Origin of the sequence: Agarivorans sp. JK6, assembly GCF_045277145.1 — a bacterium.
Lineage (GTDB): Bacteria > Pseudomonadota > Gammaproteobacteria > Enterobacterales > Celerinatantimonadaceae > Agarivorans > Agarivorans albus.
Window position 1 is genome coordinate 1,331,370 of record NZ_CP113525.1, and the last position, 26,381, is coordinate 1,357,750.

General features: G+C 43.3%; 30 protein-coding genes. 19 read left to right on the forward strand and 11 right to left on the reverse strand.

Features of this window, described 5'->3' with window-relative positions; genetic code table 11:
- The first annotated feature begins 56 nt into the window (after positions 1-56).
- Both OV592_RS06270 and OV592_RS06275 read left to right on the forward strand, forming a co-directional pair.
- Positions 57-371 (forward strand): hypothetical protein, encoded by a 315-nt coding sequence (locus OV592_RS06270; protein ID WP_016402729.1) that lies wholly within the window; start codon positions 57-59, stop codon positions 369-371.
- An 80-nt stretch (positions 372-451) separates the two neighbouring features.
- Complete coding sequence (locus OV592_RS06275) at positions 452-622, forward strand: hypothetical protein (RefSeq protein WP_406610793.1); 171 nt, start codon at positions 452-454, stop codon at positions 620-622.
- 25 nt (positions 623-647) lie between these two features.
- Here OV592_RS06275 and OV592_RS06280 read toward each other — a convergent pair whose 3' ends face one another.
- The 7 genes from OV592_RS06280 to OV592_RS06310 are packed head-to-tail and all read right to left on the reverse strand — an operon-like array spanning position 648 to position 7,221.
- The gene (locus OV592_RS06280; protein WP_406610794.1) at positions 648-1,640 is read right to left on the reverse strand and encodes a substrate-binding domain-containing protein; all 993 of its coding nucleotides are present in this window, start codon (positions 1,638-1,640) and stop codon (positions 648-650) included.
- A 4-nt stretch (positions 1,641-1,644) separates the two neighbouring features.
- A complete protein-coding gene (locus OV592_RS06285) occupies positions 1,645-2,457 on the reverse strand; it encodes an inositol monophosphatase family protein (RefSeq protein ID WP_406610795.1) in 813 nt (270 codons plus the stop codon).
- Positions 2,447-3,220: an MBL fold metallo-hydrolase gene (locus OV592_RS06290; protein WP_406610796.1), complete on the reverse strand. Its 774-nt coding sequence runs from the start codon at positions 3,218-3,220 to the stop codon at positions 2,447-2,449. Before OV592_RS06290 ends, OV592_RS06285 begins: the two co-directional genes overlap by 11 nt.
- The gene (locus tag OV592_RS06295; protein ID WP_406610797.1) at positions 3,210-4,250 is read right to left on the reverse strand and encodes an ABC transporter ATP-binding protein; all 1,041 of its coding nucleotides are present in this window, start codon (positions 4,248-4,250) and stop codon (positions 3,210-3,212) included. The genes OV592_RS06290 and OV592_RS06295 overlap by 11 nt, the downstream gene beginning before the upstream one ends.
- Positions 4,251-4,261: 11 nt before the next feature.
- Positions 4,262-5,074: a carbohydrate ABC transporter permease gene (locus OV592_RS06300; RefSeq protein WP_406610798.1), complete on the reverse strand. Its 813-nt coding sequence runs from the start codon at positions 5,072-5,074 to the stop codon at positions 4,262-4,264.
- Positions 5,071-5,940 carry a carbohydrate ABC transporter permease gene (locus tag OV592_RS06305; protein ID WP_406610799.1) on the reverse strand — a complete coding sequence of 290 codons (870 nt, stop codon included), beginning with the start codon at positions 5,938-5,940 and terminating at the stop codon, positions 5,071-5,073. The genes OV592_RS06300 and OV592_RS06305 overlap by 4 nt, the downstream gene beginning before the upstream one ends.
- A 54-nt stretch (positions 5,941-5,994) precedes the next feature.
- Positions 5,995-7,221 (reverse strand): extracellular solute-binding protein, encoded by a 1,227-nt coding sequence (locus tag OV592_RS06310; protein WP_406610800.1) that lies wholly within the window; start codon positions 7,219-7,221, stop codon positions 5,995-5,997.
- A gap of 332 nt (positions 7,222-7,553) precedes the next feature.
- Here OV592_RS06310 and OV592_RS06315 point away from each other — a divergent pair, with 332 nt between their 5' ends.
- The 4 genes from OV592_RS06315 (at position 7,554) to OV592_RS06330 (ending at position 11,321) form a co-directional block, all read left to right on the forward strand.
- Positions 7,554-9,035: a ricin-type beta-trefoil lectin domain protein gene (locus tag OV592_RS06315; RefSeq protein WP_406610801.1), complete on the forward strand. Its 1,482-nt coding sequence runs from the start codon at positions 7,554-7,556 to the stop codon at positions 9,033-9,035.
- Positions 9,036-9,212: 177 nt separating this feature from the next.
- The gene (locus tag OV592_RS06320; protein WP_016402731.1) at positions 9,213-9,461 is read left to right on the forward strand and encodes a DUF3297 family protein; all 249 of its coding nucleotides are present in this window, start codon (positions 9,213-9,215) and stop codon (positions 9,459-9,461) included.
- A gap of 301 nt (positions 9,462-9,762) precedes the next feature.
- Positions 9,763-10,278, forward strand: a complete 516-nt coding sequence (locus OV592_RS06325) for a TetR/AcrR family transcriptional regulator (protein ID WP_406610802.1) — start codon at positions 9,763-9,765, stop codon at positions 10,276-10,278.
- The gene (locus OV592_RS06330) at positions 10,278-11,321 is read left to right on the forward strand and encodes an alcohol dehydrogenase family protein (RefSeq protein ID WP_406610803.1); all 1,044 of its coding nucleotides are present in this window, start codon (positions 10,278-10,280) and stop codon (positions 11,319-11,321) included. The genes OV592_RS06325 and OV592_RS06330 overlap by 1 nt, the downstream gene beginning before the upstream one ends.
- Before the next feature lie 123 nt (positions 11,322-11,444).
- On the opposite strand, the gene OV592_RS06335 is transcribed toward OV592_RS06330, so the two are convergent.
- Positions 11,445-11,876 carry a GNAT family N-acetyltransferase gene (locus tag OV592_RS06335; protein ID WP_406610804.1) on the reverse strand — a complete coding sequence of 144 codons (432 nt, stop codon included), beginning with the start codon at positions 11,874-11,876 and terminating at the stop codon, positions 11,445-11,447.
- Between the two features lie 346 nt (positions 11,877-12,222).
- Between OV592_RS06335 and OV592_RS06340 the strand changes: the two genes are divergently transcribed.
- Positions 12,223-13,710, forward strand: coding sequence for an L-fucose/L-arabinose isomerase family protein (locus tag OV592_RS06340; protein WP_406610805.1), 1,488 nt, complete (start codon positions 12,223-12,225; stop codon positions 13,708-13,710).
- A 52-nt stretch (positions 13,711-13,762) separates the two neighbouring features.
- Here OV592_RS06340 and OV592_RS06345 read toward each other — a convergent pair whose 3' ends face one another.
- A complete protein-coding gene (locus OV592_RS06345) occupies positions 13,763-14,152 on the reverse strand; it encodes a nuclear transport factor 2 family protein (RefSeq protein WP_406610806.1) in 390 nt (129 codons plus the stop codon).
- A 114-nt stretch (positions 14,153-14,266) separates the two neighbouring features.
- On the opposite strand from OV592_RS06345, the gene OV592_RS06350 reads away from it, so the two are divergent.
- Positions 14,267-15,427, forward strand: coding sequence for a PQQ-dependent sugar dehydrogenase (locus OV592_RS06350; RefSeq protein ID WP_406610807.1), 1,161 nt, complete (start codon positions 14,267-14,269; stop codon positions 15,425-15,427).
- On the opposite strand, the gene OV592_RS06355 is transcribed toward OV592_RS06350, so the two are convergent.
- A complete protein-coding gene (locus OV592_RS06355; protein WP_406610808.1) occupies positions 15,428-16,012 on the reverse strand; it encodes a TetR/AcrR family transcriptional regulator in 585 nt (194 codons plus the stop codon).
- A gap of 273 nt (positions 16,013-16,285) precedes the next feature.
- Between OV592_RS06355 and OV592_RS06360 the strand changes: the two genes are divergently transcribed.
- From OV592_RS06360 to OV592_RS06370, 3 genes are all read left to right on the forward strand, one after another.
- Complete coding sequence (locus OV592_RS06360; protein ID WP_152781729.1) at positions 16,286-16,897, forward strand: glutathione S-transferase family protein; 612 nt, start codon at positions 16,286-16,288, stop codon at positions 16,895-16,897.
- 107 nt (positions 16,898-17,004) lie between these two features.
- A complete protein-coding gene (locus tag OV592_RS06365) occupies positions 17,005-17,478 on the forward strand; it encodes a DUF1348 family protein (protein ID WP_406610809.1) in 474 nt (157 codons plus the stop codon).
- Between the two features lie 121 nt (positions 17,479-17,599).
- Complete coding sequence (locus tag OV592_RS06370; RefSeq protein ID WP_406610810.1) at positions 17,600-18,547, forward strand: pyridoxamine 5'-phosphate oxidase family protein; 948 nt, start codon at positions 17,600-17,602, stop codon at positions 18,545-18,547.
- A gap of 2 nt (positions 18,548-18,549) precedes the next feature.
- Here the strand turns inward: OV592_RS06370 and OV592_RS06375 are convergent, their stop codons facing one another.
- Positions 18,550-19,512, reverse strand: a complete 963-nt coding sequence (locus OV592_RS06375; RefSeq protein ID WP_406610811.1) for an integron integrase — start codon at positions 19,510-19,512, stop codon at positions 18,550-18,552.
- A 248-nt stretch (positions 19,513-19,760) separates the two neighbouring features.
- Between OV592_RS06375 and OV592_RS06380 the strand changes: the two genes are divergently transcribed.
- From OV592_RS06380 to OV592_RS06415, 8 genes are all read left to right on the forward strand, one after another.
- A complete protein-coding gene (locus OV592_RS06380) occupies positions 19,761-20,504 on the forward strand; it encodes an abortive infection family protein (RefSeq protein WP_406610812.1) in 744 nt (247 codons plus the stop codon).
- Between the two features lie 357 nt (positions 20,505-20,861).
- A complete protein-coding gene (locus OV592_RS06385) occupies positions 20,862-21,695 on the forward strand; it encodes a hypothetical protein (RefSeq protein ID WP_406610813.1) in 834 nt (277 codons plus the stop codon).
- Between the two features lie 77 nt (positions 21,696-21,772).
- Positions 21,773-22,321 (forward strand): hypothetical protein, encoded by a 549-nt coding sequence (locus OV592_RS06390; protein WP_406610814.1) that lies wholly within the window; start codon positions 21,773-21,775, stop codon positions 22,319-22,321.
- Between the two features lie 79 nt (positions 22,322-22,400).
- On the forward strand, positions 22,401-22,886 hold the full coding sequence (locus tag OV592_RS06395) for a hypothetical protein (protein WP_406610815.1): 486 nt from the start codon (positions 22,401-22,403) through the stop codon (positions 22,884-22,886).
- A gap of 123 nt (positions 22,887-23,009) precedes the next feature.
- Positions 23,010-23,477: a hypothetical protein gene (locus tag OV592_RS06400; protein ID WP_406610816.1), complete on the forward strand. Its 468-nt coding sequence runs from the start codon at positions 23,010-23,012 to the stop codon at positions 23,475-23,477.
- Positions 23,478-23,590: 113 nt separating this feature from the next.
- Entirely contained in the window at positions 23,591-24,007 is a 417-nt protein-coding gene (locus tag OV592_RS06405) for a DUF3995 domain-containing protein (protein ID WP_406610817.1), read from the forward strand.
- 124 nt (positions 24,008-24,131) lie between these two features.
- A complete protein-coding gene (locus OV592_RS06410) occupies positions 24,132-25,199 on the forward strand; it encodes a hypothetical protein (RefSeq protein ID WP_406610818.1) in 1,068 nt (355 codons plus the stop codon).
- A gap of 110 nt (positions 25,200-25,309) precedes the next feature.
- Positions 25,310-26,053: a hypothetical protein gene (locus tag OV592_RS06415; protein ID WP_406610819.1), complete on the forward strand. Its 744-nt coding sequence runs from the start codon at positions 25,310-25,312 to the stop codon at positions 26,051-26,053.
- Positions 26,054-26,381 lie beyond the last annotated feature (328 nt).

Consider the following 26,381-nt stretch of genomic DNA (forward strand, 5'->3'; position numbering starts at 1 on the left):
ATAAACCTAGTCGTTTATTGTAAGATAGGTTCTATACCCCTATCGCTAGAGTAAACATGGACGTTAAACCTTACATAGATTATTTCGAAGAAATTGCTCATCTAGAAAGAGATAAGCAGTTTGACTTGTTAGAGCAGGCTTGTGAGCAGATTAACGCTTCCAGTCCTTTACCAGTATTTCCGCTGATTACTCATTTAGTGCGTTTAGGTTTATTGTTGCTATTGCTTGGTGGCAGCTATTTACTCTTTGGTTTAACCATTTGGATCTTAGCCTTAGCCGGTGTTCTGGGTTTGTTAGCTGCACGTGTAGTGAGTAGCGAAATAACCGACACACTTATTCGCAAGGCGCTTAAATCGCTCTTGCTTGAGTAAGGGTATATTGATTTATATCAAAAGCTTATAACGCTTTATTACTTAGCCTCTTGGGGTGTTTTAACCTCAAGGAATAGAGTATGAACAAGTGCGGACAATGCAGGCAATTTACCCGAACACGTGAAAACCAAAAAGATCTTTGCGGAGCATGGGAACAGCCAACCATGGCTGATCGTCAAGCCTGCGATTTTTTTGCGCCCAAAGCATCATTAGGTAACTCCGCTGCGTTTTCTCAGCAGAGCATGGAATAGCGCAAAGACCCATTTTACCTTATGGCTAGGTTCTACGTACTTTTAAGCTTGGCGCCAACCTCGTCATTATTGGGATATCTCCGTCTTTCTGCCACATTTTCTCCAATAGCTGCATAACCTGTTGGGCTATTTCTGGCACCGGCTGAGCAATTGAGCTTAGCTGGTAACCTTGCCAAGAAGCCTGTGGTACATCGTCACAACCTACCACTCGCAGCATTTCTGGAATCGCAACTTTACTTACTTCACGGCAACTGTCGATTAAGCCCATTGCCAGCGCATCAGAGGCGCAGAAAATACCTTCTAATTCTCGTAGTGTGTCTATAGAGCGTACGCCTAACTCAAAACCTGCACTGTAGCCATAGCGCCCTGCATCTAAACGAATAGGTGGCGTTGCACCTCGTTGGCTGAGGATTTCACAAAAGCCTTGGTAACGTTCAATCGAGGCCTGTCCGTCGCTACGCCCAGCCACAAAACCAAGTTTGTTTAAGCCTTGGGCTAATAAGTGCTGGGCAGCTAATCGACCAGCCTCTACGTTGTCGGTTTGTACCGAAGGAATAAGACCTCGTTGGTCGGCTCGGCCTAGTGTAATTAATGGTAAAGAGAGCTTTTGGCATTGCGCAAAGCTTTCGGCTGGTAGGGAGCCCATTACCGCAATAACGGCGTCTACTTGGTAGCCTGACAGACGTAAAATTGCGGCGTCTAGGTCTTCTGCTTGTTTCACATTTAACAGCATGGGTTGTTTGCCATTAAGCTGCAAGGTAGTGGAAAGCTCCTCAAATAGAAACGATTGAAAAGGGTTGGAGAAATCGCTTATCAAAATCGCAACTAAATGGGAGCGTGAACGGGTTGCTGGGGTGCTTAAGGTACGGGCCAAAAAGTTAGGCTGGTAACCTAGTTCTTCGGCTGCGGCCAAAATCTTTTCCCGCTTAGCTGGATTGATGCTGGCCCCTTCGGTAAAAGCGCGTGATACCGCGGAACGTGATAGGCCCAAATGGGCGGCAACATCAGATGCGGTCACTTTTTTATTTAACTGATTGATGAGCTTGCTCCTTGTGATTGTCGATACTTAGTAAATCGCTAATCGCAGCATCTTTAGGCCAGGCCCAAACAGGTCCATGCAGCTGTTCAATAAGATGAGGAGCGGTGCTTAGCTTGGCTTCTTGGCAGATAATTTGGGCAGCCATGGCATCCCAGACATTTACTTCCCCCATGTAGCAGGCATCTAACTCGCCAGTGGCAACTTGAGTTAAGCCCCAAGCGGCTGAACCATTTACCCTAACTTGGTGGCCTGCATTAATTAGTGCTTGGCTATGCGCCATATATTGCTGGGGAATGCCTGATTGATAGTTAAGATTTAAGCCAACCACCAATTGTTCTTTGGCCGCTGCCCGCGGCTTTAGTGCCTTAGCTTTTCCATCCACTATTTCAAATGCACCTTTGCCACGCACTGCGTAAAGTAGTCGCTGCAGGGCAGGGGCGACAATAATGCCTAAAGCAGGCCCTTGTCCATCGGCGAAGGCTAGGCTAACTACGAAGTCGGCTTGGCCATAAAGAAAGTTGGTCGTGCCGTCGATGGGGTCAACCACCCAACAAGGGGGCTGGTAGCGGCCACCATTTTCTTCACCTAAAAATTGATGCTGGGGAAAAGCGTTAAGCAAGGCTTGGCGAAGGTAGCATTCTACCTCTTGATCAGCTTGGCTTACCCAGTCTTGGTGGCCTTTGCTGGTTATAAGTAATGCGTCGCGTCGCTTAAACCAATCTATAGCTAATTCACCGGCGTGTTTTGCTATGGGTAAGGCGCTGGCTAGTATTCGGTCTAGTGAGTTAGGCGACATGGCTAGTTCCTTGATTTGTTGGATGCTCGATGCTGCATAACACTGTTCCCTCTTCGGCCAAACGGATGTTTGCGGTTGTTTGGACTAATTTGGCTAACCTAGCTCGTACGCTTGGGTCTATGTGATAAAGCCGCCACAGGCTATTTGCTTTACGAGATAAACCTTTAATATCTTGCCAAGAGCCATGGCTAGAGTGGTGTTCTAAGGTTTCACATTCCAAAAACACCCAGTCTGATTGAGCCGCTAGTTGTTCGCCTTGCTCAGATAACAGGCCATCGCCAGAATAAAACAAGCGGTGTTGGTCGGTATTACTTAGTTGCAAACTCAAATTGCTGACTGCGTGGCGAGTCGCGGCAGTTTTTATGCTCCAATGACCAATGGTTGATGTGGTTGCGCTGTCTTGCCAAATAACTTGAAAACCCAACTGCGTTTGCGGCCAATAAGCAAATTCAATTAAAGGTTTTAGCACTGCCCATTGGGCTTGCTGGGCAATGATGTAAATGGGCTTTTTGCGGCCTTGAGCATCCATCCAATTTATTAAACTGGTTAAGCCCAAGCAGTGATCTGGGTGACTATGGGTTATATACACTGCGTCAATTAGTTCAGGCGTTATCTGCTTGGCAAATAGCGCTTTGGGTACCGACGGTCCACAGTCTATTAGCAAACTAAAACAGTCTTGTTTGAGTAACAAACTAGCATTGGTATGCTGGCCGTCGTAAGCGTCTCCACAGCCAATCACTTCGGCACTAAACTTATGCGGCATTCGATACCTCTAGTGCGTTAATACGTTGCTCATTGTGATCAAAAAAGTGCAGTGTTGAATCGCTTAGTTTTAGTGGCAGCAGTTGGCCACAGTTATAGAGTTCGCTGCTTTCCACTACAAACTGGCTACCTGCTAGCTCGCCGTAATAAAGCCGAGCGTGGCCTAATGGTTCAACAACCGAAATTGTCATATGGCAATCGGGGTGCAGTTTATCCACTGTTACTTGGTTTGGCCTTAGACCTACCGATTGAGTATTACTAGGCAAGCTAATGTGATTAAGCAGCGAGCTAAACGCATCTTGTGGAATAAAGTTCATCACCGGTGAGCCAATAAAAGCTGCGACAAATTTATTCGCCGGTTGGTTATAGAGTGTTTCTGGTGCGCCAATTTGGGCAATCTCACCTTGGTTAAGCACCACTATTTTATCGGCGAGAGTCATCGCTTCTACTTGATCGTGAGTAACATAAATCATGGTGGTTTTTAGTTGCTGATGCAGCTGCTTTAAATAAACCCGCATTTCGCTGCGAAGTTTGGCATCTAAGTTAGACAAGGGTTCATCAAACAAAAACAAAGCTGGCTCACGCACAATGGCGCGACCAATTGCCACCCGCTGGCGTTGCCCACCAGATAATGCCCCCGGCAAGCGTTTTAGCAGCGGCGTTAGTTGCAGTTTTTCGGCAGTTTCGTTTACCAACTGCTTGGTTTTACTTTTGCTTACGCCTGCCATACGCAATGGAAAAGCCATGTTTTTTTCTACCGACAAGTGTGGATAAAGTGCATAGGATTGAAACACCATGGCCACTTCTCTGGCGGATGGATGCACGCCATTTAGGGTTTTGCCATTAAGGGCAATGCTGCCTTTAGTGATCGACTCTAAGCCGGCAATCATGCGCAGCAGGGTAGATTTTCCGCAGCCCGAGGGGCCAACAAACACCACAAATTCACCATCATTAATGCTTAAGTTTATCTCTGGGATAACCGTGTGGCCGTTATAGGCTTTAGCAACTTGTTTTATTTCTAGAGTTTTCATTTGTAGATGTCCTATTTCAATCCCATGGAAAAACCGCGTAACAAATAGCGCTGCATGTAGCCTGCTAGTGCCAGCATGGGTAACGACGATACAATGCCTATGGCCATTAGTTCTCCCCAAGCGGTTCCGTCTTCGGTCATAAAGTTTGAGATAAACAAAGGGATGGTGAATTTGTCGGGGGTATGAATAAACAGTAACGAGAAGAGAAACTCGTTCCAGCCTAAAATCATGGCAAAAATAGCCGTAGCAACTAATCCGGGTGCGCATAGGGGAAATACCACAAAGGCTAAACGTTTGAGTAGGTGAGCTCCGTCCATTGCGGCTGCTTCTTCAATTTCTAGGGGAATGTCGCGAATAAAGCTCAGCAACATCCAAATACAAAATGGCAGGGTATAAACCTGATAAGCCAATACCAAACCTAACTGACTATTTAGTAGCCCAAGGGTATTCATTAAAGAGTAAAGCGGCACTGCAACTACAATTGGTGGCATCATTTTTACTACTAACACCGCCAGCAAAAATAGGTTGTCTAACTTTGCGGGGAATCGATAACGTACTAGCGCGTAGGCTGCAAAAAAGGCAATGCACAGCGACACCATGGTGGCAGAAAGCGCAATGAATACTGTATTGGCCACCAGTATTGGCAGCTCTCCATTTAGTAGTGCTTGAAAAGAAGCAAGACTGATTTGCTGTGGAATTAAGTTAGCTCCAGCATGGAAGATCTCGCCAGGCGATTTAAAGGCAGTGCTAAACATCCAAACAATGGGCAGAATAAATAGAGCTACCGCAGACCAAACAAAAAAACGGTGTAAATAGCGGCTCATTGTTTGCCTCCCTTCATTACTCGGCGGGCGTAAAACAAGGTCATTAATAACGAGATGGCTAGCATGACTAATGCTGCCGCACTGGCCATACCTAAGTTAAAGAAACGAAAACCATATTTATAAACAAACATCGAAAGGGTTTCGGTGGCGTTGCCTGGGCCTCCTCCCGTCATGACATATACTTTATCGAAGAGTTTGAAAGCGTCGATAGAGCGCAATAAAAACGCCAACATTAGCTGCTTTTGAATCAGCGGTAGTGTGATAAAGGTAAAGGCACGCCAGCCTTTAGCACCGTCTACCATCGCTGCTTCGCCAATGTCTTTGGGGATAGATTGCAAGCCTGCCAATATGATTAAAAAGGCCATGGGGGTCCATTGCCAGGTGTCTACTAGCGCTATGGCGTACAGCGCTAAATCAGGGTTAAATAACCACTCTTGGGCTGGCAAGCCAATGGCTACAAGTGCTCTGTTTAAAAGACCAAAATCGTAGTGATACCAGGAACGCCAGATTGATGAACATACCAGCGTAGAAATCATCATCGGGTAAATGATAATGGGCAGAGCAAAGCGGCGGCCAGAGAACTTTTGGTTAAATAGCAGCGCCAGCCATAAACCAAGTAGTACCTGAGCAGAAGAAGCTACAAGCGTAAAAACTAGGGTGTTTTTCATGGCGGCGATGAAAAAGAAATCTTCAAACAATTCTACAAAGTTAGCTAAGCCAACAAACTGATATTGTTTGCTTAGATAATCTACGCTGCCAAAGGCGTTAATCATTACCGAGCCAATAGGGTAAACAGCCAACAGCCCCAGTATTGTTAGGGATGGCAATAACAGTGCGGTCAGCTGTTTACGATTCTCAAATAACATTCAATCACTCCAACTTGGCTCTACTAAGGTAGAGCCAAACATCATGGATGGGTTTTACACTTTAATGACACGGCTAATGCGGCGTTGAGCTTGCTCTAAAGCTTGCTCTGGCGTCATTTGGCCTAACATGGTCATTTGTAAAAAGTCACCTAGGATGCTTTCTACTTCTGCCCAGTTATGAATACGTGGGCGAGCCTTGCCGGTAGTTAGTGCTTTAGCTTGTTGCGGGTACCAACGGTACTTGCTTACAACCTCAGCATCGTTGTAGATACTTTCGCGTGTAGGTGGAATGCCATAATCTAGCGCCAAGGTTTTTTGAATTGCTGGGCTGGTGGCAAATTTTAAGAACGCTGCCGCTTCGGTTTTGTTTTCGGCGTCAGCTGGGATTGCCAGTTGCCAAATTCCTAACATAGGAGCCGGTGCACCTACTTCTGCTGGTGGGGCCATAATTTCCATATCGCCCACCACATTAGACATTTCTGGGTTATCTAAATTAGGCACCCATGCTGGCCATACTTCAATTGCCATGGCGGCGCTGCCTTTTTGTAGCGAGTCGCGCACCTCATCGGCGTTGTATACGTCAACCCCACGTGGTGCATATTGTTTCATGGCTAAAAAGGCAGTTAGAGCTTGTTTGGCTTCAGGAGTATTCAAGCTGGCTTGGCCGTTAGCGTCTACTACATCAGCGCCGTATCCCCATAAAATAGGTAAAAAGCCAGTTACAATTGGGTTGCCTTTCACCCCTCTAAATACAATGCCGTTAGTATCTTTGGCGCTGTTGGCGTTTATTTTTTTTGCTGCGGCTAATACTTCTGACCACGAGCTTGGTTTCTCAATGTTGTTGGCATCAAATACCGCTTTGTTCCAGGCAAACATAGCTACATTGCCTACCATAGGCATGGCGTACGCTGCGCTGTTTGCGTTAGGGTAGCGGCCAATATCAAAGGGCGCTTGAATAAAGTCTTTATCTTCAACTTCTTTAGGTAAAGCGGTAAGCCAATTGTTTGATAAGAACTCTGGAGCCCAGGTATCGTCCATCAAAATCACATCGTAGTTGCCGGTTTTTTCGCGCATCGACAAACTAATGCTTTCGTATAAACCTTTGCTTGGGCGCTTAACCAGTTTGATATTGGTGTTAGGGTGGGCTTTTTGATATTCATCCACAATGTGTTGCATGGCCTGCCCATAACTACTATCGCGACCGGCAATAACTAATTCTGTAGCGGCACCGCAAAAGGTGGCACTGGCTAGGGCTGTAGCCACAAGTAAGCGTTGAAACATGCTGTATTCCTCGTCCTTTGAAAATAAATAGTGTGATTGCACGCGCGTTCATTTTTCGCTATCCAAATTAGTCAGCGAAAATGTCAATTGCATGACAGCAATGTGAAACTTATGGTCTGGCTTGGTTTTTCTAGATTAAAGCATGAGGAAATGTTGAGGGCTATGAGCCTTGCTATATCTTATTTGCTGGGCGGTACACGCTGTTTTTATATGCTTGGTAAGAAAAACATCATCGATTGGTAAAAAAAGTTTCGGTTAGCCTTCACCGAACAGTCATGATCTGAGAGGTAATTTAGTGTTCCTTTTTTGAACGCGAGTGCAAGGATGAACACATGATTAAATCTATTACTGGTTTAGCGCTTTTGCTGAGCAGCTCTTGGTTATTAGCGGCGGCGCCCTCAGTGACGCAAATCGATCCTAATCGAGATCGCTTTAATGATATTTACTACATGCAACAGCACAATACTCAAGACTACAGCAATCAGTTAACTGATTGGTTGAACTACGGTTTCGGTGCGGTAGAGCTGGATGTCATCGATCGAGGGCAGTGGGAAAATGAGGCTCTAGGCCCTTATGTTTCTCACTCTAGTAGCCCAGGTAAACGCAATTGTTCTGGCGGCAGTAATACCCGCCTAGGTGATTGTTTTAACGATATAAAGCAATGGATTGATAGAAATAACCCTAACTTTCCGGTAGTTGTTTTAGTGGACATGAAGGTGAGCTGGGATCCTGCCAACGCCTGGAACCATGACGAAGTAGCATTGTTAGATGAATGGATGTCTAACCATCTTGGATCTTACCAATATCGCTTTTCTAATTACTTACAAAACTACCTAGTGCCTAAGGCTAGGCAAGCTAATTCTAGTCTTGCTAATTCGCCTGCCAAAAATGTTAGAGCATTAAGCAAAGCCTATGGGTGGCCACTCATTAAAGATATGCGTGGCAAAATTGTAGTGGTGTTAACTGGCGGAAAAATTGGTAGCAAAAATCAAAACTTTCGCTCTGGCTGGGATTGGCTGTGGAATAATCGCGGCGTTTACCCTGCAAGTTTTATGTGCCCCGAAGGCAGCACCGTTGACCATGTAAAAGTAGGTGGTAGTTTGAGCGGAATTTCTCGTGATGATTCGCAACGTTTTATTTGTAACAACATGGCTCAAACCAAGCATTACCAAGAGGTAGCTAACGAGGTAGCAAATAACAAACAAATGATGCATTTGTGGGGCACCTCGCCAGCCGCACCCTATAGTTTTGAATACAACTACGCCGCAGTGGCGCATGGGGTTCAGTTTATCAATCGAGAGAAAAATACTCCGCAGCAGCACACAACTTGGAACAATAGCATTCCTCTAGTGGGTGTTAGACGATCTATTCCTGGTTTTTTTCAGCTTTATAACGCTCAGTCACAACGCTGTTTAGCGGTTAAAGACGGAAGTTATCGCAAAGGTGCAGCCTTGGTGAACGAAACCTGCCGTAACACCGCTAGCCAGCAGTTCGTTTATACGGCCGAGTCACAGTTACGGCCTAAAGGAAATGCCAGTTACTGCGTAGACGTTGACGGCGGACGTGCAAGAAATGGCGCCAAGTTACACTTGTGGACTTGTGATGGTGGCGACAGCGAGCGTTGGTTACTTAAACAAAATGGCAGCTTTACCAACAAACATAGTAGCAATGGCGGCAACGGTGGTAATGGCTTTTGCATGGATACCAACAACGGTGGTTTACTCACCCAGTATCATCTTTATTCGTGTAATAGCTACAATGCCAATACACGGTTTGAGTTACGCCCAGTAAGCCGTTGGCAAACAACTCACTAGTGGTATTTGCTTAGCAAGTTAAAGGGCAGACGTGTTGGATTAAAGGCTGCCAGGGCCAATTAGGATAGGCAGTTGTTAAGTAAGTGACTACTCTGCGCGTTAGCTTGTGGCATTTATTGAGTCTAGCGCTGGCATTGTCTACAATGACGCACTTTTTACGTATTTCAGGTAGTTAACATGAGCGAAAATAACGCTAAACCTGCTTTGCCAGATCATCTTGCGGGCAACCCTCGCAGCCCTTTCCATGTTGCCGAGTGTTTTGAGCACGATATTGGCATTAAACTTAATGGCAAAGAGCGCACCGATGTTGAAGAATACTGCATTAGCGAAGGTTGGGTAAAAATCCCTTCACCTAAAGCTAAAGACCGTTTTGGCCAGCCAATGCTCATTAAACTTAAAGGCGAAGTGGAAGCGTTTTATAAATAAGCCTTTGTTGCCTCAAGCCACAGCGTAACTAGCACTGTGGCTTATATTTCCTACTTAACCAGCATTTACCTTCTTAAAATCAAACCCTAAGTTGCAGCTCATTTTTAAGCTTTTTAGTGCTTTATTTCACTTCCGTGTTTCTTCTCAATTACTTGTTTTTATGTGATTTTTTAATGTTTAGAACCGTGATTGTTACGCTTTAATTGCTCTTTTGTCATTGCTTTGCGAACGATCAGTTGACCTAGGTAGAGTGTTTATTCTACCATTGCTGGTAGAATGAACACTCTACTTGAGAGCATCAATGCTTGAACAACAAATTGCCGAACAACTTGAGCGGGCATTTAGTGACTATGGGTTTACTGAGCCTAGTGTGGCTAAGTTGCAAAAAGCCTCTGGGGTAAGCTTGCGAACCTTATACCGTTATTACCCTTCTAAAGAATCGATGGTAATTGGCGCTTTGCAGCATAGACATGCTCGTTATATTGAGCTGCTTTCAGCTGAGCAAACACACTCGCGAAAAGACAATCTGTTAGCAATATTTAGGCAACTAGAACAGTGGATGCAATCTCAAGCACCCAGCGGGTGCATGTCGATGAGCGCATTGGCAGCATACCCCGATAACAGCTTGATTAGCGAGGCGGTAAAGCAACATAAGCAAGATTTGTTAGCCCTGTTTGAAACGCGCTGTGGCGATGAAGCGCTAGCCATGCAGATCTTTTTGCTGCACGAGGGCGTAAGCGCTGCTTGGCCGGTAATTGGTGCTCCCAGCTTTGAAGCTGCTCAACTCACTTTAGAACAACTTTTAGGTAATTCGTAATGACAACTCTTCCAAAAGTAATGTGTGCCGTGCATATGACCGGTCACGGAGATACCGATAAACTGAGCTATCGCAGCGATGTAGCAATGCCGGTTATTGGCGGGCGTGATGTATTAATTAAAGTAGCGGCCGCCGGGGTAAACAACACCGATATTAATACCCGCATTGGTTGGTATTCTAAAAGTGACAAGGCCGATGACGCCTCTTGGTCGAGTGAGGCTTTGCAGTTTCCGCGTATTCAAGGTGCCGATGTTTGTGGCTACATTGTGGCGGTAGGTGAGCAGGTTGATCCGAGTAGAGTAGGAGAGCGGGTACTTATTGAGCCTTGTTTAACGGAGGTGAATGGCAAAGCGCTAGAGCAAGCATGGTACTTTGGCTCGGAGTGTGATGGCGGCTTTGCCGAATACACTAAAGTGGCGGCTAGCCATGCCTACAAAATAACCAGTAAATATAGTGATGCAGAGCTCGCGTCTTTTCCTTGCTCTTACTCTACCGCAGAAAACTTACTGACCCGCGCTAAGGTTAAACAGGGTGACAAGGTATTAATTACTGGAGCTTCCGGCGGTGTTGGCTCGGCGGCCATTCAATTGGCTAAAGCTCGTGGCGCGTATGTGCTTGCGCTCACTAGCCCAAGCAAGCAGCAAATGATTGAAGAACTTGGCGTTGATGAAGTGGTACTGCGCAGTGACAAGCTTAGCGATGTGATGTCCGCGAACAGTGTCGACGTAGTCATTGACCTAGTTGCCGGTAGTTTATTTCCTCAGTTGCTTGAGGTTCTAAGGCCAAAAGGCCGCTACGCAGTATCGGGCGCGATTGGCGGAGCCATGGTGGAATTAGACGTTCGCACCTTGTACTTAAAAGACTTAAGTTTCTTTGGTTGTACGGTGATAGAGCCGGAGGTTTTTGGTAATTTAATTACTCACATCGAGCGGGAAGATATCGCGCCGCTAGTTGCGCATACCTATCCATTAAAAGAGATAGTGGCTGCGCAAACCACCTTCTTAGAGAAAAAATTCTTAGGTAAAATTGTGCTAACGATGTAGCAAGCTACGCGCTACACATCTTGTTTTTCTATTAAACAAAGCGCTTAATTAAAAAGCCCTGAAGGAAAGTTGCTTCGGGGCTTTTCGGATCTGCAGAGCGTTACTAGCTTCTGAGTTAATGAGTTAAAGGCTTAAGTGCAAAATGGGGAAAGGCTTTCCCATGTCATCAAGCGGAGAGCGAGATACAAGCTTAAATCCCATGTGTTGATAGAAACCTACCGCAGCTGGGTTTTGCTCATTCACATCTACTTTAGTGCAGTTTAAGGTGTCGATAGCATATTGCAGCAACAGTTTACCAATGCCTTGCTCACGTGCAGAGTTGGCAATAAACAGCATTTCTATTTTTTCATCGTTCGCGCCAATAAAGCCAATAATAGCACCGTTGGCATTTTTAACGCAGCGCAGGGCTACAGCAGGAAAAGCCTGCTCAAGGATGATAGGTTTAAAGAACTCAATATCATCTTCTGTAATAAAGTCGTGAGTTACTCTCACCGAGTCTTCCCAAAGACTAAGCATTTCTGGGTAATCTTCAGCACGCACATTTTCTACAATCATTATTTTTCTCAGAGTACTTGAATCAATTTGGACGGCTAAAATAACCGTACTTTTTACCCGCCAATATTAGCAAATAAACTGCTATTAGAGATAAGTATCGTCTTTGGGTTAGGCTTATTTTTTAGGTGGCTAGGCGTCGTAATTGGCCTTAACAAATTTGTTGCTGGTATGTCGTAAACCACTTTCCTCACTAACGCTTTTTAATATGAGTATTTCGTTATTTCGCAAGCGAAACCTTTGTTGATCCGTATCAATTCATCTACTGCACCGCTCTCATTCACACTAGGGCAACTATAAAACAAAAGCTAAAACCAAGGTCAAAGACCAAACACCCGTGGAGCGAGTGATGATAAATATCCCACAAGTAAAATTAGGTATTGTTGCGGTTAGCCGCGATTGTTTCCCACTTTCATTGTCTGAACAGCGCCGCAAAGCAGTGGCTGCAGCGTGCACTGAAAAAGACATTGAAGTAGTTGAGCTACAAACCATTATCGAAAATGAAAACGACGTAGTGAACGCCTTAGCTGAAGCCGAGCAAACAGGCATTAATTCACTGGTTATTTACTTAGGCAACTTTGGCCCAGAAGGACCACTAAGCATTATGGCGCAGCGATTTGCTGGCCCAACCATGTTTGTAGCTGCCGCCGAAGAAGCCACTGCGGGGCTTAAAGATGCACGCGGCGATGCATACTGCGGCGTATTAAATGCCTCTTACAGTGCTGGTTTGCGTAACTTGGCTGTGCATATTCCAGAATACCCAGTTGGCACGCCATGTGAAGTAGCCAAAATGATTGGCGATTTTGTACCGGTTTCTCGCACAATTTTGGGTTTGCAAGGGCTAAAGATTTTCTCGTTTGGCCCGCGTCCACAAGATTTTGTGGCTTGTAATGCGCCTATTAAAGCCTTGTTTGATCTTGGCGTAGAGATCATGGAAAACAGTGAGCTTGATTTACTGGATATCTATCAAGCTGCCGAAGGCCATGCCGACATTCCTAAAATTGTTGCCGAAATGGAAGCAGAACTTGGTGATAACAACCCATACCCAGATTTGTTACCAAAGCTTGCTCAGTATGAAGCTGCCTTGCTAGATTTTCATGCGGCTAATATGGGCGCGTCTACTTTTGGGGTGTTTGCCAATAAGTGCTGGCCGTCGTTTGAGAAGTTCTTTGGTTTTGTGCCATGTTACGTAAATGCACGTTTAGCACAGCGCGGTATTCCGGTTGCTTGTGAAGTGGATATTTATGGTGCCTTGTCTGAGTACATGATCACCTGTGCCACTAACCACCCAGCCACTTTGTTAGACATTAACAACACTGTGCCACAAGACATGGTTGAGGCTAACGCTGCGGTAATGGGTAACTACACTGCTAAAGATTTATTCATGGGCTTTCACTGTGGTAACACCGCACCCAGCTGCATGAAAAATTCGCAACTTCGTTTTCAAAAAATTATGCATAGCTTAATGGAGCCGGGCAAAGAACCTGATATCACTCGTGGCACCTTGGAAGGGCAAATTAAACCGGGTGAAGTAACCCTATTTCGTTTGCAATCCACCGCCGATACCAAGCTTCGTGCTTATGTGGCTCAAGGTGATATCTTAGATATCGATCCGCAATCGTTTGGTGCAATCGCCGCCTTTGGCATTCCTGAAATGCAGCGTTTTTATCGCCATGTATTGGTTGAGAAACGCTATCCGCACCACGCTGGTATCGCTTTTGGTCATGTAGCTAAAACGCTGTACCAAGTGCTTAACTTATTGGGCGTGTCTGACATCGATTACAACCAGCCAGCTCAAGAGCGCTATCCAAACGAAATCCCAAGTGTGTTTTTGTAAACGCATGAAGCGCGAATAATGTAGCAATAAAAAACCGACTAAAGTCGGTTTTTTATTGCTTGATGGTATTAGCCACTAATGCTGAATCTAAATAGGCTCGAACTTTAACGATTTGCTTATCTTCAAACTCGCATACCCAGCAATAGCGGTTGTTAAACGGCTCGCCTGCCTTGGTGGTTGAACTAGCAATTAGTTCCACCGCCGCGCTATTTTCACCACAAATACTCGATAAGTATTTAAGCTTTAAAGGAGCATTAAGTACCTCATTTAACTTAGCGATTGTCCCGTTGATAAACGCCTGTTTCGAATGATAGATGCCAGCAAGTGGATGGGAGCCGGTTACTTCCCAGATGACTGAATCACTCACATGTTCAAAAAACTGCTGAGGGTGGTCGCTTTCTAATGTCGCGAATATTTGTTTGAGCCAAACGGGGTTAAGCATTGTCATCCTTGGTATTAAAATTAAACCTGTTAATAACTTAACTACCTTATCTCTTCAAACTTACTTATAGTCAAGTTACTCTGCGAGAATTGCTAAAGTGGAAAGGGGAAGTAAATGTGTAAATTAGTTACTGTTGTTTATCGTTCAATTGGCTTAGCTTGTTTAATGTTCGGTCTTACCATTTCTTCATTTGCTTACAGCAAGCCTACTCTGCATCCAAGCCAAGATTACAACTTACACATAGAGGCTCTCACTCAACTGCCAGGAGTGCCTTGGGGCATGGCTTGGCTTAATGCCGATACATTGGTTGTTACTTTGCGCCATGGTGAGTTAGTAAGTGTTAACCTTACTCAAGCTAAACAAGGGAAGAAAGCCTGGAAGAGCATTGCAGGTTTACCGGCAATTTGGGCGCAGGGTCAAGGTGGATTATTAGATGTTGTACGTGGACCCGATGGAAGCTTCTATTTTACCTACAGTAAGCCACTTAATGGCAGCGGCGTAACAACCCTAGCTAAAGCGCAAATTAAGCAAAATGAATTTGGCCAAGTGATGATGAGTAACTGGCAAGATGTACTCGTTACCGACTCTGCGGGTTCTACTAATCGCCATTACGGCAGTCGAATTGCGTTCGATGACTCTTATCTGTATTTCTCTGTTGGTGATAGGGGAGAGCGTGACAATGGCCAGAATACTGCTAACCATGCGGCCAGCATTATTCGACTAAACCTTGATGGTAGTCTGCCAAGCAACAACCCTTTTGTAGCTAATAATAAAGTAGCCGACGCTATATATAGTTACGGTCACCGTAATCCTCAAGGTCTCGCTTATGATACAAAGCACCAGCGCCTATGGGCTATAGAGCACGGCCCGCGTGGTGGTGATGAGCTTAATCTAATTGAAGCAGCCGCTAACTATGGTTGGCCGATTACCTCTCATGGCAAAGAATATTGGGGGCCGCTAAAGGTAGGCGAAGCAGAAATAAAAGAAGGCATAAATTCACCCTTAAAAGTGTACGTTCCTTCTATTGCGCCTGGCTCATTAATGCTTTACTCCGGTGCTGCTTTTCCGGCTTGGCAAGGTGACTTACTAAGCGGTGCATTAAAGCTACAGCATATTAACCGCATCATTATGGATGAAAACGGTATGCCCGTTGGCGAAGAGCGTTTACTTGAAGACTTGAATGAACGAGTGCGCGCACTACTTAGCGATAGCCAAGGAAACATCTATTTTAGTGGTGATAGCGGCAATATCTACAAGCTTAGCCCTGCGCTATAGCTATGCCGCTTCGGCATAGCTGTTTAACAGTACTTCAGCCACTGCTTTAGCGTGTTTTGCTGATGCCGAATCGTTAGTGGTGTGAGCGCCTACTATCGCGCCGTCGGCTAAAATAGCGAGCTGTTTGGCAGTCTCTAAAGGTTGGGTAAGTGCTAACTCACATAACTGCTTTTCGATAAGTTTAATCACCAAATTTTTGTGTTCGGTGCAGGCAATATGTACCGGATTATCCGCTTGGTGGTATTCGGCAGAGGCATTAATAAACATGCAGCCAAAAAAGTTATCTGAGTTAATCCAACTATCAAGGGCATCAAAAAAGGCCATGATGCGGGCAAACTGTGGTTGGCACTGTTGCTGGGGAGCAAGCTGTTCAATGCTGTTTTCTAAAAGCGCTAACAGCTGCTGATCACGCCGATATAGGCAAGCAACGATAAGATCTTCTTTCGACTTAAAATGGTTATACAAGGTTTTTTTTGCCACGCCAGATTCGGCCAAAATGGTATCAATACCCGTAGCTCTAAAACCGTGTTGGTAAAACAGCCCTTGGGCGGTGTCGATAAGTAAATCGCGTTTAGTACTGGCCATAATGTTTCCTGATTGCTTCGTGTTAAGTATACCGCTCTGTCTCCTGATTCGGCAAACTCTCTGGCTCACAAATTTTTCAAATTTAAATTCTCTTTTTAAAACAAATTATTAGCTGGCTATCCAAGTTTTTAGCTGCTCTTGGGGTGATATTTTTATTGACATAGACAGACCTGTCTCCTAATTTAAATGGCAAGTAGACAGACTTGTTTACTTTGCAAAGGCAAAGTCATCAGGTTTTGAGCCAAGAATGTTCAATCAACTAAGGATAAGGTTATGTTAAAGCTTTACGATTTCGAGTTATCTGGTCACGCCCATCGAGTGAGATTGATGCTGGCTTTGCTAAAACTGCAGTATCAAAAAATTCCAGTTAACTTAGCGCAAGGAGAGCACAAACAAGACGCTTTCCGCTCGATTAACCCTTTTACTCAAGTACCGGTGCTGGACGATGATGGCCTGGTGATTCGAGATTCCATCGCCATTATCATTCATCTTGCCAACACCTATGCGCCGAGCTGGAACCCGAAAAACAGCGAACAACAAGCGCAAATTCAACAATGGTTAGCGCTAGCTGCGCGCAACCTCGCCGAAGGGCCAGCTCGCGCTCGTTTAATTACTGTGTTTGGCGCCAAGTTTGATCAAGAGGCAGTAATTGAAGCCAGCCACCAAATGCTGTCGATTATTGATGATTTGCTTGAAGGCAAAGCGTGGATGGTGGGAGAGCGAGCCAGTATTGCCGACGTAGCATGTTACTCCTACATCGCTCATGCACCAGAAGGCAAGGTTGAGTTAGATGCATACCCAAATATTTTGCGCTGGTTAGCGAATGTAGAAGCGCTTGATGGATTTGTTGCAATGCAAAAAACACCCTTAAAAGAAGCCGTTTAAGTTAACGCAAATAGCTCGGCGTTTAGCGATGCAAACGCCGAGCTAGCCTAAAAATTGCTTAAACAGAACGCATTCAATGAATTACGACTCAAACACAGGAAAACAGTATGACCATAGAGCAACGCATTCCATTACCGCCGTTTAATGCCGACACAGCTGCACTAAAAGTGCGCATGGCTGAAGATGGTTGGAATTCACGCAATCCAGAAAAAGTGGCTTTAGCCTATACCAAAGATAGCCAGTGGCGAAACCGCGATAGCTTTATTAAGGGCCGCGAGAAAATTCAACAGTTTTTAAGCGAAAAGTGGGAAAAAGAACAAGCTTACCGTTTGATTAAAGAATTATGGGCCTATAGCGGTAATCGTATTGCGGTGCGATTTGCCTACGAATGGCAAGACAAAGCTGGCCAATGGTATCGCGCTTACGGCAACGAAAACTGGGAGTTTGATGAAAATGGCTTAATGCAAAGTCGTCATGCCAGCATTAATGACCTAGCAATAAGCGAAGAAGAACGGCTGTTTCATTGGCCGCAAGGGCGCAGGCCAGACGACCACCCAAGCTTGAGTGACTTGGGTTTATAACAAAGCAGGGGCGAAGTGTATTGCTCCGGTGTAATGATGTTGGTTATCGGGTGAGTTGGTGGTGTTGCAAAGGGGGCTTTGGCTGTGGTAGCTAAAGCCCAAAGCTTGAGAGGGAGAGTTTATGGCTGTTTTTCACAAAGGTGAGTTAAGCGTACAGCAACAGGTTGGAGTGGCCGATATCGCTAAAACCATTGGTGATAAAGCCATTCGAAACTATATGCCCGAGCAGCACCGTGAGTTTTTTAGCCAACAAGCTTTATTGTATGCCGGCGTGCTAGACAATCAAGGGCACCCCTGGGCTACGCCTATTTTGGGCGAGCAAGGTTTTGTTAGCTCGCCCAATGCAACCACCTTGTCTATCGAGGCCAGAGCGCTAATCGAATACGCACAAGTTGCTCAGTTGTCGGTGGGCGACAGCATAGGCTTGTTGGGCTTGGAGTTTACTACCCGTAGGCGTAACCGCGTAAATGGTTTGCTTGCATACTCAAATGAGCAAGCGCTGCGTTTTGAGGTACAGCAAAGCTTTGGCAATTGTCCCAAGTACATTCAAAAGCGCGAGTTAAAGCCAAGTGTGTTTAACCATGCTTTTGTACCCAAGGCGGCAGACGTTCTCGAGCTGGCAGCAAATGATGTAGTGCTTGAGCAGGTATTAAGGCATTGCGATACCTTTTTTATTGCCTCTAGAGCTGCCGCGCTAAATAGTGAAGACAGCGATGGAGTCGATATCTCTCACCGCGGCGGTAAGCCGGGTTTTATTGATGTGCTTAAGGGCAAAACCAGTAAAATGCCAAGCTTGGTGTTCCCCGATTTTTCGGGTAACAATTTATTCAACACCCTAGGCAACATAGTGGCCGACCCAAGAGTGGGTTTGTACATACCAGACTTTGAAACCGGCTGTAGTTTCTGGATTAAAGGTAAGGCATCTATCATTTGGGATCTGTCGCAGGTAAAACCTTATCCGGGCGCTCAACGTTTTGTGCAAGTCAGCATTGAGCAATGCTTAAGTTTAAGCACGCCTACCTTAGTACAACATTCAGATGTAGAGTTTTCACCGGCTTTGCATAATTAGCCTTAAACCATGTCTAGTGGGCTAGCCACGCCATCGGCACCCATATTAAGTACATGGGTATAAATCTGAGTGGTTCTAATATCACTGTGACCTAACTGCGCTTGAATGGTGCGAATATCTGTACCTCGTTGCAATAAATGCGTAGCAAAAGAGTGGCGCAAGGTATGGCAAGTGATGGGTTTACCAATATGCGTTTTTGTTCTGGCAGCCTTAAGGGCTTTTTGAATACCGCTTGGATCTAGATGATGGCGGCGAATGCAGCCATCGTTGGGATCTTTACTTAACGAGTGCGAAGGAAACAAATAATGCCAAGCAAAGTCGTGTGGGGCAGCTGGGTACTTCTTAGCAAGAGCATAAGGTAAATATACGCCGGCATATTCATTTTTTAGCTTGTCACTCTGATAGTACTGATAGGCAACAGTAATTTGCTTTTGTATTGCCGTAACCAGTGACTTTGCCAGTGTCACACGCCTGTGCTTCCCCCCTTTGGCGTCCCATACTTCAATACCGAAATAGTCAAAATCAATATCTTTAATGCGTAAACGTAACATTTCGGTTTTTCGCAGGCCGCTACCGTACATTAGCTGTGCCATTAATTCATGTGGTGGGGAGAGCGCATCTATTAATGCGGTAACCTCTTGACGAGTAAGTACAACAGGCAGTTTGGCTTGGCGCTTGCTGTGGCGAAAGTCTAACTGCAGTGATAAAGGCTTATTAACAACCTCGTTATAAAGAAAAACTAAAGCGTTTAGTGCCACTGCTTGGCTTTGCGGAGCCAAGTTTCGTTGATTGGCTAAGTGGCTGAGGAATTGCTCAACTTCATGATTGTGTAAGTCGCTAGGGTGTTTTTTGTGATTAAATAAAATAAAGCGTTTTATCCACTGTCGGTAGCTGCGAATAGTGGACTCCCTAAAACGTTTGGTTCGCATTTTTTCTTCTATGTAGCTGAGGTAAGGCGAGCTCATAGCAATCCCTTGTGCTGTTTTTTTATACAGTATTGGTGCGATTCCTACTTTCTACAAGTGATTGCATACTTTCATGCTGATGTTTTTGTTATTTTTCGAGCTAGGTGGCTGATGTAGCTTAGGAAAGGTGATAACCTTGTTTTTATCAAATGTATGATAAGAGGAAAAATTCCGTGTTTAAACAAGGAAATTTTCCTATTAATAAACTGTTAAGTTTCTAAATCGAGAAATATTCAACTATGGATGTAATGCAAGAACTTGAAACAGATTATGAGCGAGCGGTCTGTTTACAGAATATTCTCATAGCGAGGGCTACCGGAGAGACGCCAAGCACAGGTGATTATCAATTACTCCGCCAGATTCTCATGGAAAAGGCAGCGCTCAAACAGCTTATGCCTTCGTTTGTCCGAACTAACCGTGATCTTAACCAGTTTTGGCAATTCATCAAATATGAATTTGAAAAGTATCAGCAGCGTCGAGATTATATTTATAGCGAATTTCAACCGTTGCTAGATATGCTAGAAGGGAAGAATCAAGCACCAGCAGATACCTCAATTTCTGAAGCCTTGAAGTCTTTTGATGAGGCAGGAGTACATGCCGCTTGGGAAAAAGCCTTAGATCGTAGAGTTGATGATCCAGATGGTGCAATTACAGCGGCTAGAACTCTACTAGAAACTGTATGTAAGCATATTCTTGATCTTCAAAAAGTTGCGTATAACTCCAAGAAAATCGAGATTCACGAACTATATAAGTTGGTAGCAAAAGAGTTGAACTTGTCACCTGATCAGCATAATGAAGCTGTTTTTAAGCAAATACTTGGAGGCTGTTCGGCAATAGTTAGTGGGCTAGGTACGCTAAGGAATCGACTTGGTGATGCTCATGGGCAGGGGAAGGTTAGCGCCAAGCCATCCCCGAGGCATGCAGAACTTGCTGTGAATCTTGCTGGCTCTATGGCAATTTTTTTGGTCAGCACATGGCAAAGCCGACAGTAAAGAACCTGAGGATTTAATGTTTTGAGCATAGAGGATTTAGGGCTGGACGCATAGTCCGCGGAGCAGGGTCACTGGATACGAGCCAATCAACCACGCCTAGCGCGAAGAAGAGAGGTAAGAATCATGAGAAATAAAATTCAAAAAACAGTGAAAAATACAGCAACGCAATTACGAGGTTTCTGCACATTGGAGACCGCCCTGATAATAGTAGGATGGATAGCTTTTGCTATCGGCATTTATGTAGTTACGGACCCTTTGGGAAAACTAATCATTCTGGCTGTATCCAGGGTCCTGCCCTAAGTCCTTTGCGTTCAAACTTAACGGGCGATTGCGCGAATTTAAGCTCAACAGGAAGTCATGAAGCTAAAGAAACTACAAAACCTAGATTTTATGCAAGAATTTCAATCTCTTTTGGAGACTGAATTTGAGCATAAGCTTTTCATTGCAAGTCTAAGGAACTATGCATCTCATGGTAATCCTCTAAGATTTCACAATTTTGCGTTCTCAATGCGCGAGCTTGTGCTTCATGTACTTAAGAGAAAGGCTCCCGTAAAAAAAATAAAGAAAGTCTCTTGGTATGTACGTGAAAGCGATAAGCACGAAGTTACTAGGCGCCAGCAGTTAAAATATTGCGGTCAAACAAACATATCAGATGAGTATCTCGGAGAGGATATACTAGAGCACTTGAATGAGTGTATCTCTGAGTTCTTGGACGAGTTTCACTTTTTCAATAAATATACTCATATCACAGAGAAGTATTTTGCGGCATGCCCAAAAAAGTTCTTTGAGGATGCTAGACAAGTTATAAAAATTGCAAGTGACTCGTTAAGTCAGCTAGTTGATTTAGAGCGTATAGTTATTGATGCGCTCGAAGAGAAAGTTCATGATTCCGTGGTAACCACTGCTGTTGGTGCTATACCCGATAGTCTATCTATTATTGCCAATCATGTATTCGTTGATTATTCAGAAGTCGAAGAAATAGAATGTACAAAAATCGATCATGAATATATTTATGTTACAGCGAGAGGCACAGTGCACGTAACCCAAGAATACGGGCCAAAAGATGACTTATGCACTATGAATGAAAGTTATCCATTCTCACTTGAAATGAAATCACATGTTGGAAACCCCGATGACTTTAAAATTGAAGCAGAAGAGTTGGATGTTGATACGTCATCATGGTACGAATAAAACTTAACAAGGCGCTGCTGCGGAAAATTTACTCGCTAGCGCTCCTAAATTTCCGCAGAGCGCGGCGTTAGAGTGCAATGATGAAGTGTAGAAGTTGCTGCGAATTCATTAAAGAATCATCAACTATTGATGAAATTGAGTATTTCGTATGCCCTGCGTGTGGTGAAACTATTGAAATTGACATAAGCCCTAAGAAATTAGATTTGAATATCCTCCATAGAAAGGGAAGTGATAATACTCGTGAAAGTTATTCTTCTGACTTCATGATAAATGGACAATCACTTTTAGCTGATATAGTAAGAAACGCGGGCGGGCGAGGTGATTTCCTTGGCTGTTTTGCAAGAGGCTGGGATAATTTGAATGATCACAGCTTAAAACAACTTTTACTACAAGCACCACCTGAAACTGAATCGGGTCGAAACCTAATTTATGTTTGCCCAGAGTGCGCTGATATAGGTTGTGGTGCTTACGGGTGCAAAATCACTAAAACTGACAATGAGTATATCTGGATTGACTTTGCATACGAGAATGGGTACGAAGAACCGGAACCTATTCACGGGATAGGCCCTTTTAAATTTAGCGCTACAGAATATGAAAACGTGATTACTCGTGCATTTGCACTCTAACAAGTCAATTAACTACGCGCCTACGGCGCCGGACGCAGAAAAGCTGCGCCGGTTATTGAGGCGTTATGGCTAAATCGAGATGAAGAAGCTATTTTTAACATTAGCTATGTTTTGCTCCTTTTCTGCGTGGGCTTGCTCGCCTCAATATGAGGATGAAGTAATTGTTGTTCCTCCAGCCAATGCAAAGGGGGAGTTTAGGTATATTTATCCAAAAACCGACGAAGAGAAGCTTGCCGAAGAATTTAATACGAAGGATGTGGCTCTAGTAAATCTCTATATAGATTATCATCGGTCTAGTTATCCCTTCGATGCGCACACTGAACTTGAGGTGGCGTATGGCTGGGGGAGCGCTAAGAAAAAATATATCAAATATATTCGCCCAGAAACCAGTTGTGGCAAACCCGAAAAATATAAAGAAAATCGTTGGTATTACGCAATTTTTAGTAATCCAAATGATGAGCACCCTTATAAATATGTAAAATACCATGTGGGTACTCAATTAATTCAGAGCCGTGGAGAACCGAATTATGTACATACATCCTACGGCTTACATAAAAAGCCATAACAAAACAATCTACCCAAGCTGCTGGCTACGCCAGCAGGGACTCACGCTGCGTTGCAGCGCTCGCCGGTAATTGTGGCGTTATGTGCTTTATATCGTGTAAATAAATGAGAATGGAAATATTTGATGGAATTTTTACAAGGCGCTGGGGCGTCGATATTTGCGACTTTAATTGTATATGTGACTAGAAACACGTGGGCAAATTGGTGGCATTTATTGCTATCAAAAAATTATCCGCAAATTGGAGGACGTTATAGGATAAGAGAGAATGTTCCTTCTAATTATGTTCAACCTTGGTACCCAGGTGAGAAACAGATAATGGATTTAAAACAATATGGAAAGTCTATCCGGGGGAGTTTAGAAATTTATGATAATGATGATTTAAAACATCGGTTTCCGTTAAGTGGAACGGTTGGTTTAGATCGTTCAGTTTTAGTTAAATACGAAAGTAACGATCCTAAATATACTGCCAAAGGATCAATGCTTGCCAGATTTAAAGGAATTGAGAGTGATTTTAATGGAGAGCATATATTCATTTGTTTAAATTGCGAAAATATCCATACATTTCCTGTAAATCTGGAAAAATTAAATTAATGCACATAACAAGGGCAGGCAACGGACCGCAAAACCTGTCACTTAAATTGCTATGCAATTACGCGCTAGGTTCTGCGGCCGCTGCTGCCGGCGTTATGTACCTGAGGGAAGTTATGGTTACATTATCTATACTTGTCAGTTTAATTATGCTTTTCGTTTCTATTCTCCATTTTTATTGGGCTTTTGGTGGGAAGTATGGGCTAAAGTCTGCTGGCCCACGCTTAGAAAATAAAGAAGACTTTGTTCCAAGTGGTTACATTATTTTTATGGTTGCTTGCTTATTACTTGGGCTTTCAGCTTTAGCTATACAATTGATTAATCCACTAGAGATATTCGAAGATAATGTTAAATACTTTGGCTATTTTATTGCATTTGTCTTCGTAGTTAGAGCTATTGGCGACTTTAAATATGTAGGCTTTTTTAAAAAGGTTTATAACAGTTCATTTGCAAAACTAGACACAAAGTACTTTTCGCCGCTAATTTTGTTTTTAGGGGTATCATATGCAGTATTGGCTGTATACGGTACATAACAAGTCGCTCAAGAGGGAAAATTTACAGTTGGCTGTTTTCACTCTGTTCAACATTTTAGCCAACTATAAATTTCCCCTTAGCGGGGCGTTATAACTTTCATCTAACCTAAAGAGTTCCAATTAAATGGATTTACTATTCAACTTTTCAATATTTCTTAAAAGAACACTGAACTGGAGGCTTGTTCGGGGTGTTGCTGAACTTCAAATATTAACTAAAGCTACTTACTTCATGCTTGTTTTTGTTCCTATACTGGCAGGCACTTGGCCAGCTGTTAAGCTTTATGTAAATAGCCACAATAAAGCGGTTGTCGAAGCGACTGAAATATTAGAAATAAGTGCTATCGAATTTAATGATTCCAGAAAGTTATTGGAAAAATACGTTAATACCAATCTAGCGGAAAATAAGATTCTTACTAAGACAATTGAAGAATTAAATAGTGAATCAGAAAGCTTTTTGAAAGATATTCGTAACTTCACAAGTGATTTTTTACCTAAAACAATAGAAAAGTCATCTCTACCATGGACATGGGCTGCTGCTTTTTTTGCATCCTTATTTGCAGTCATTGCCCATTTGATATATCAGTTGGCATCACCTGAAATATTGCGAAATTTTACTTTTGAGGAATTTGTTAAAGACAAAAAAGAAGATTATTCAAATCACCCTTCAGAAGAGTCGTTAAAAAGAGCGCAAGGCTATCTATCGACTAAAGAAGGCGAGAAAGAAAGTGAAATTGAAAGACATAGGGCCATAAGATCCTACGAAAAGTTAATTTCTGAACTGAAAGAAAACGAAAATAGGGTAAATGCAATTCCTCCTATAGATATAGCTACCAATTTAAGCCTTACTCAGCTAGTCGCTATACAAAATTTCATTACGCAAGACCCTGTATCTCATAACGATTCTTTAAAAATTTTGGAGCTAGTAAAAAATGCTTATGATATTAAGAGTGAAAAGGTCGGTGGTCGTGACATTGAAAAGCAGAAAAATATGACCATCATCGAAAAAGGGGCTAGAGCTGAATACCTCCATTGGGCAGGAAGAAATCTATTTTGGGCTTTTATAACAACTGCAATTTATGCAATTTCAATAGTCATTATCTTTGAAATTATTTATCTGCAATCAAGTAATGTAATGCAAATGGCTGGTTGGGCTAGCTTATCAGATTTATTTAAGGTGCCAGTCAAGTTATAACAAGTCGTTCAAAAGGACAAAAAACAGTTGGTTTTTGCTCCTTCGTCGCTAATTTTAGCCAACTATTTTATTGCCTCTTAACGAGGCGTTATAACTTCAGGGAGTATCGTATGAGAATTTTAGTTTTTTGCGTATTTATCATGTTAATTCAAGGGTGCGCCTCAACACAGGGAATTGCTTCAAAAGAAGTGGCTGCAAAAAGTAAGATATTTATAGCAAGCCAACTAAATAATGAATTCAATTTCCAAGAAACAGGAATAACTGCATTTCAAAATAAAAAGTTCGCAGCCAATGTTGAGCACTGGGAATTAAACTCTCACGTTGAAAATAGAGTTGTAAATCAATTAAAAGGTGTTTACAGTCCTCAAACTGATAACCAAATAAACGACCAGCTAACTATCCCTTCGGACAATTATCTAACTGGTTACTCCAATGCAATGACAAGTAAAAATGGTTTAAATATTCTTAAAGACCAAGGTTTTGACTACGTTTTATTCATTGCACCTATTGATTTTCAAGATGCATATTATCAAACAAACCAGTATGTAGAAGGCTATGGTATTTATAATCGTAGTTTCTTTGGTTCAGACAATAAAATTGTTTACTCACAAATCAGTTTCACATTATTTGATGTAAATACAGGAAAGTTTTTAGCATCTAATGGAGATACTGGTCATAATGGCGGTGACTCTGTTTGGATCACTCACAAGAATATTACTATTTCAAAAGACATATCAAACCTTGAGCAACTAAATGAAATAGTTGAAAACTATAAAAGTGATGTATTTACACTAACTAATAACTTGGTGGATAAAAGCATAAAATATATGGGATTTCAGGTGCAGAAGTTATAACAAACGCATCAACGCATTGGACTAGTAACGCTTGGCTTGGTTCGTGCCTCACCAATTTTAGCCAAGCGTTATTAGCCCGTTATGCGGGCGTTATATGCCAAAATCAACATGAAGCTTTCGTATCAAATATTGATGTTCCTAGCCTTGCTTAGCGTAACTATTTTCGCTTCGTTCTATTTAGGTTACATCCAAAAAATGGAATCAACATCGGTAAATGGAGGCTCATTTCTAGCAGCATTGTTTTTAATCTTTGGAGTGCTTGGGCTTCTGATTACAACAATTTTTGGAACATTTGCTTTTGGAATCGCGTTTGCATTTGATGACAAGC

What these genes read in the sequence shown, in the direction of transcription:
- OV592_RS06275 (WP_406610793.1), top strand. Translation starts at nt 452, where the DNA reads ATGAACAAGTGCGGACAATGCAGGCAATTTACCCGAACACGTGAAAAC.
- OV592_RS06340 (WP_406610805.1), top strand. Translation starts at nt 12,223, where the DNA reads ATGATAAATATCCCACAAGTAAAATTAGGTATTGTTGCGGTTAGCCGC.
- OV592_RS06300 (WP_406610798.1), bottom strand. Translation starts at nt 5,074, where the DNA reads ATGAGCCGCTATTTACACCGTTTTTTTGTTTGGTCTGCGGTAGCTCTA.
- OV592_RS06320 (WP_016402731.1), top strand. Translation starts at nt 9,213, where the DNA reads ATGAGCGAAAATAACGCTAAACCTGCTTTGCCAGATCATCTTGCGGGC.
- OV592_RS06400 (WP_406610816.1), top strand. Translation starts at nt 23,010, where the DNA reads ATGGAATTTTTACAAGGCGCTGGGGCGTCGATATTTGCGACTTTAATT.
- OV592_RS06390 (WP_406610814.1), top strand. Translation starts at nt 21,773, where the DNA reads ATGATGAAGTGTAGAAGTTGCTGCGAATTCATTAAAGAATCATCAACT.
- OV592_RS06290 (WP_406610796.1), bottom strand. Translation starts at nt 3,220, where the DNA reads ATGCCGCATAAGTTTAGTGCCGAAGTGATTGGCTGTGGAGACGCTTAC.
- OV592_RS06355 (WP_406610808.1), bottom strand. Translation starts at nt 16,012, where the DNA reads ATGGCCAGTACTAAACGCGATTTACTTATCGACACCGCCCAAGGGCTG.
- OV592_RS06385 (WP_406610813.1), top strand. Translation starts at nt 20,862, where the DNA reads ATGAAGCTAAAGAAACTACAAAACCTAGATTTTATGCAAGAATTTCAA.
- OV592_RS06370 (WP_406610810.1), top strand. Translation starts at nt 17,600, where the DNA reads ATGGCTGTTTTTCACAAAGGTGAGTTAAGCGTACAGCAACAGGTTGGA.
- OV592_RS06270 (WP_016402729.1), top strand. Translation starts at nt 57, where the DNA reads ATGGACGTTAAACCTTACATAGATTATTTCGAAGAAATTGCTCATCTA.
- OV592_RS06360 (WP_152781729.1), top strand. Translation starts at nt 16,286, where the DNA reads ATGTTAAAGCTTTACGATTTCGAGTTATCTGGTCACGCCCATCGAGTG.
- OV592_RS06365 (WP_406610809.1), top strand. Translation starts at nt 17,005, where the DNA reads ATGACCATAGAGCAACGCATTCCATTACCGCCGTTTAATGCCGACACA.
- OV592_RS06415 (WP_406610819.1), top strand. Translation starts at nt 25,310, where the DNA reads ATGAGAATTTTAGTTTTTTGCGTATTTATCATGTTAATTCAAGGGTGC.
- OV592_RS06380 (WP_406610812.1), top strand. Translation starts at nt 19,761, where the DNA reads ATGCAAGAACTTGAAACAGATTATGAGCGAGCGGTCTGTTTACAGAAT.
- OV592_RS06350 (WP_406610807.1), top strand. Translation starts at nt 14,267, where the DNA reads ATGTGTAAATTAGTTACTGTTGTTTATCGTTCAATTGGCTTAGCTTGT.
- OV592_RS06405 (WP_406610817.1), top strand. Translation starts at nt 23,591, where the DNA reads ATGGTTACATTATCTATACTTGTCAGTTTAATTATGCTTTTCGTTTCT.
- OV592_RS06315 (WP_406610801.1), top strand. Translation starts at nt 7,554, where the DNA reads ATGATTAAATCTATTACTGGTTTAGCGCTTTTGCTGAGCAGCTCTTGG.
- OV592_RS06375 (WP_406610811.1), bottom strand. Translation starts at nt 19,512, where the DNA reads ATGAGCTCGCCTTACCTCAGCTACATAGAAGAAAAAATGCGAACCAAA.
- OV592_RS06335 (WP_406610804.1), bottom strand. Translation starts at nt 11,876, where the DNA reads ATGATTGTAGAAAATGTGCGTGCTGAAGATTACCCAGAAATGCTTAGT.
- OV592_RS06345 (WP_406610806.1), bottom strand. Translation starts at nt 14,152, where the DNA reads ATGCTTAACCCCGTTTGGCTCAAACAAATATTCGCGACATTAGAAAGC.
- OV592_RS06285 (WP_406610795.1), bottom strand. Translation starts at nt 2,457, where the DNA reads ATGTCGCCTAACTCACTAGACCGAATACTAGCCAGCGCCTTACCCATA.
- OV592_RS06410 (WP_406610818.1), top strand. Translation starts at nt 24,132, where the DNA reads ATGGATTTACTATTCAACTTTTCAATATTTCTTAAAAGAACACTGAAC.
- OV592_RS06395 (WP_406610815.1), top strand. Translation starts at nt 22,401, where the DNA reads ATGAAGAAGCTATTTTTAACATTAGCTATGTTTTGCTCCTTTTCTGCG.
- OV592_RS06305 (WP_406610799.1), bottom strand. Translation starts at nt 5,940, where the DNA reads ATGTTATTTGAGAATCGTAAACAGCTGACCGCACTGTTATTGCCATCC.
- OV592_RS06310 (WP_406610800.1), bottom strand. Translation starts at nt 7,221, where the DNA reads ATGTTTCAACGCTTACTTGTGGCTACAGCCCTAGCCAGTGCCACCTTT.
- OV592_RS06295 (WP_406610797.1), bottom strand. Translation starts at nt 4,250, where the DNA reads ATGAAAACTCTAGAAATAAAACAAGTTGCTAAAGCCTATAACGGCCAC.
- OV592_RS06330 (WP_406610803.1), top strand. Translation starts at nt 10,278, where the DNA reads ATGACAACTCTTCCAAAAGTAATGTGTGCCGTGCATATGACCGGTCAC.
- OV592_RS06325 (WP_406610802.1), top strand. Translation starts at nt 9,763, where the DNA reads ATGCTTGAACAACAAATTGCCGAACAACTTGAGCGGGCATTTAGTGAC.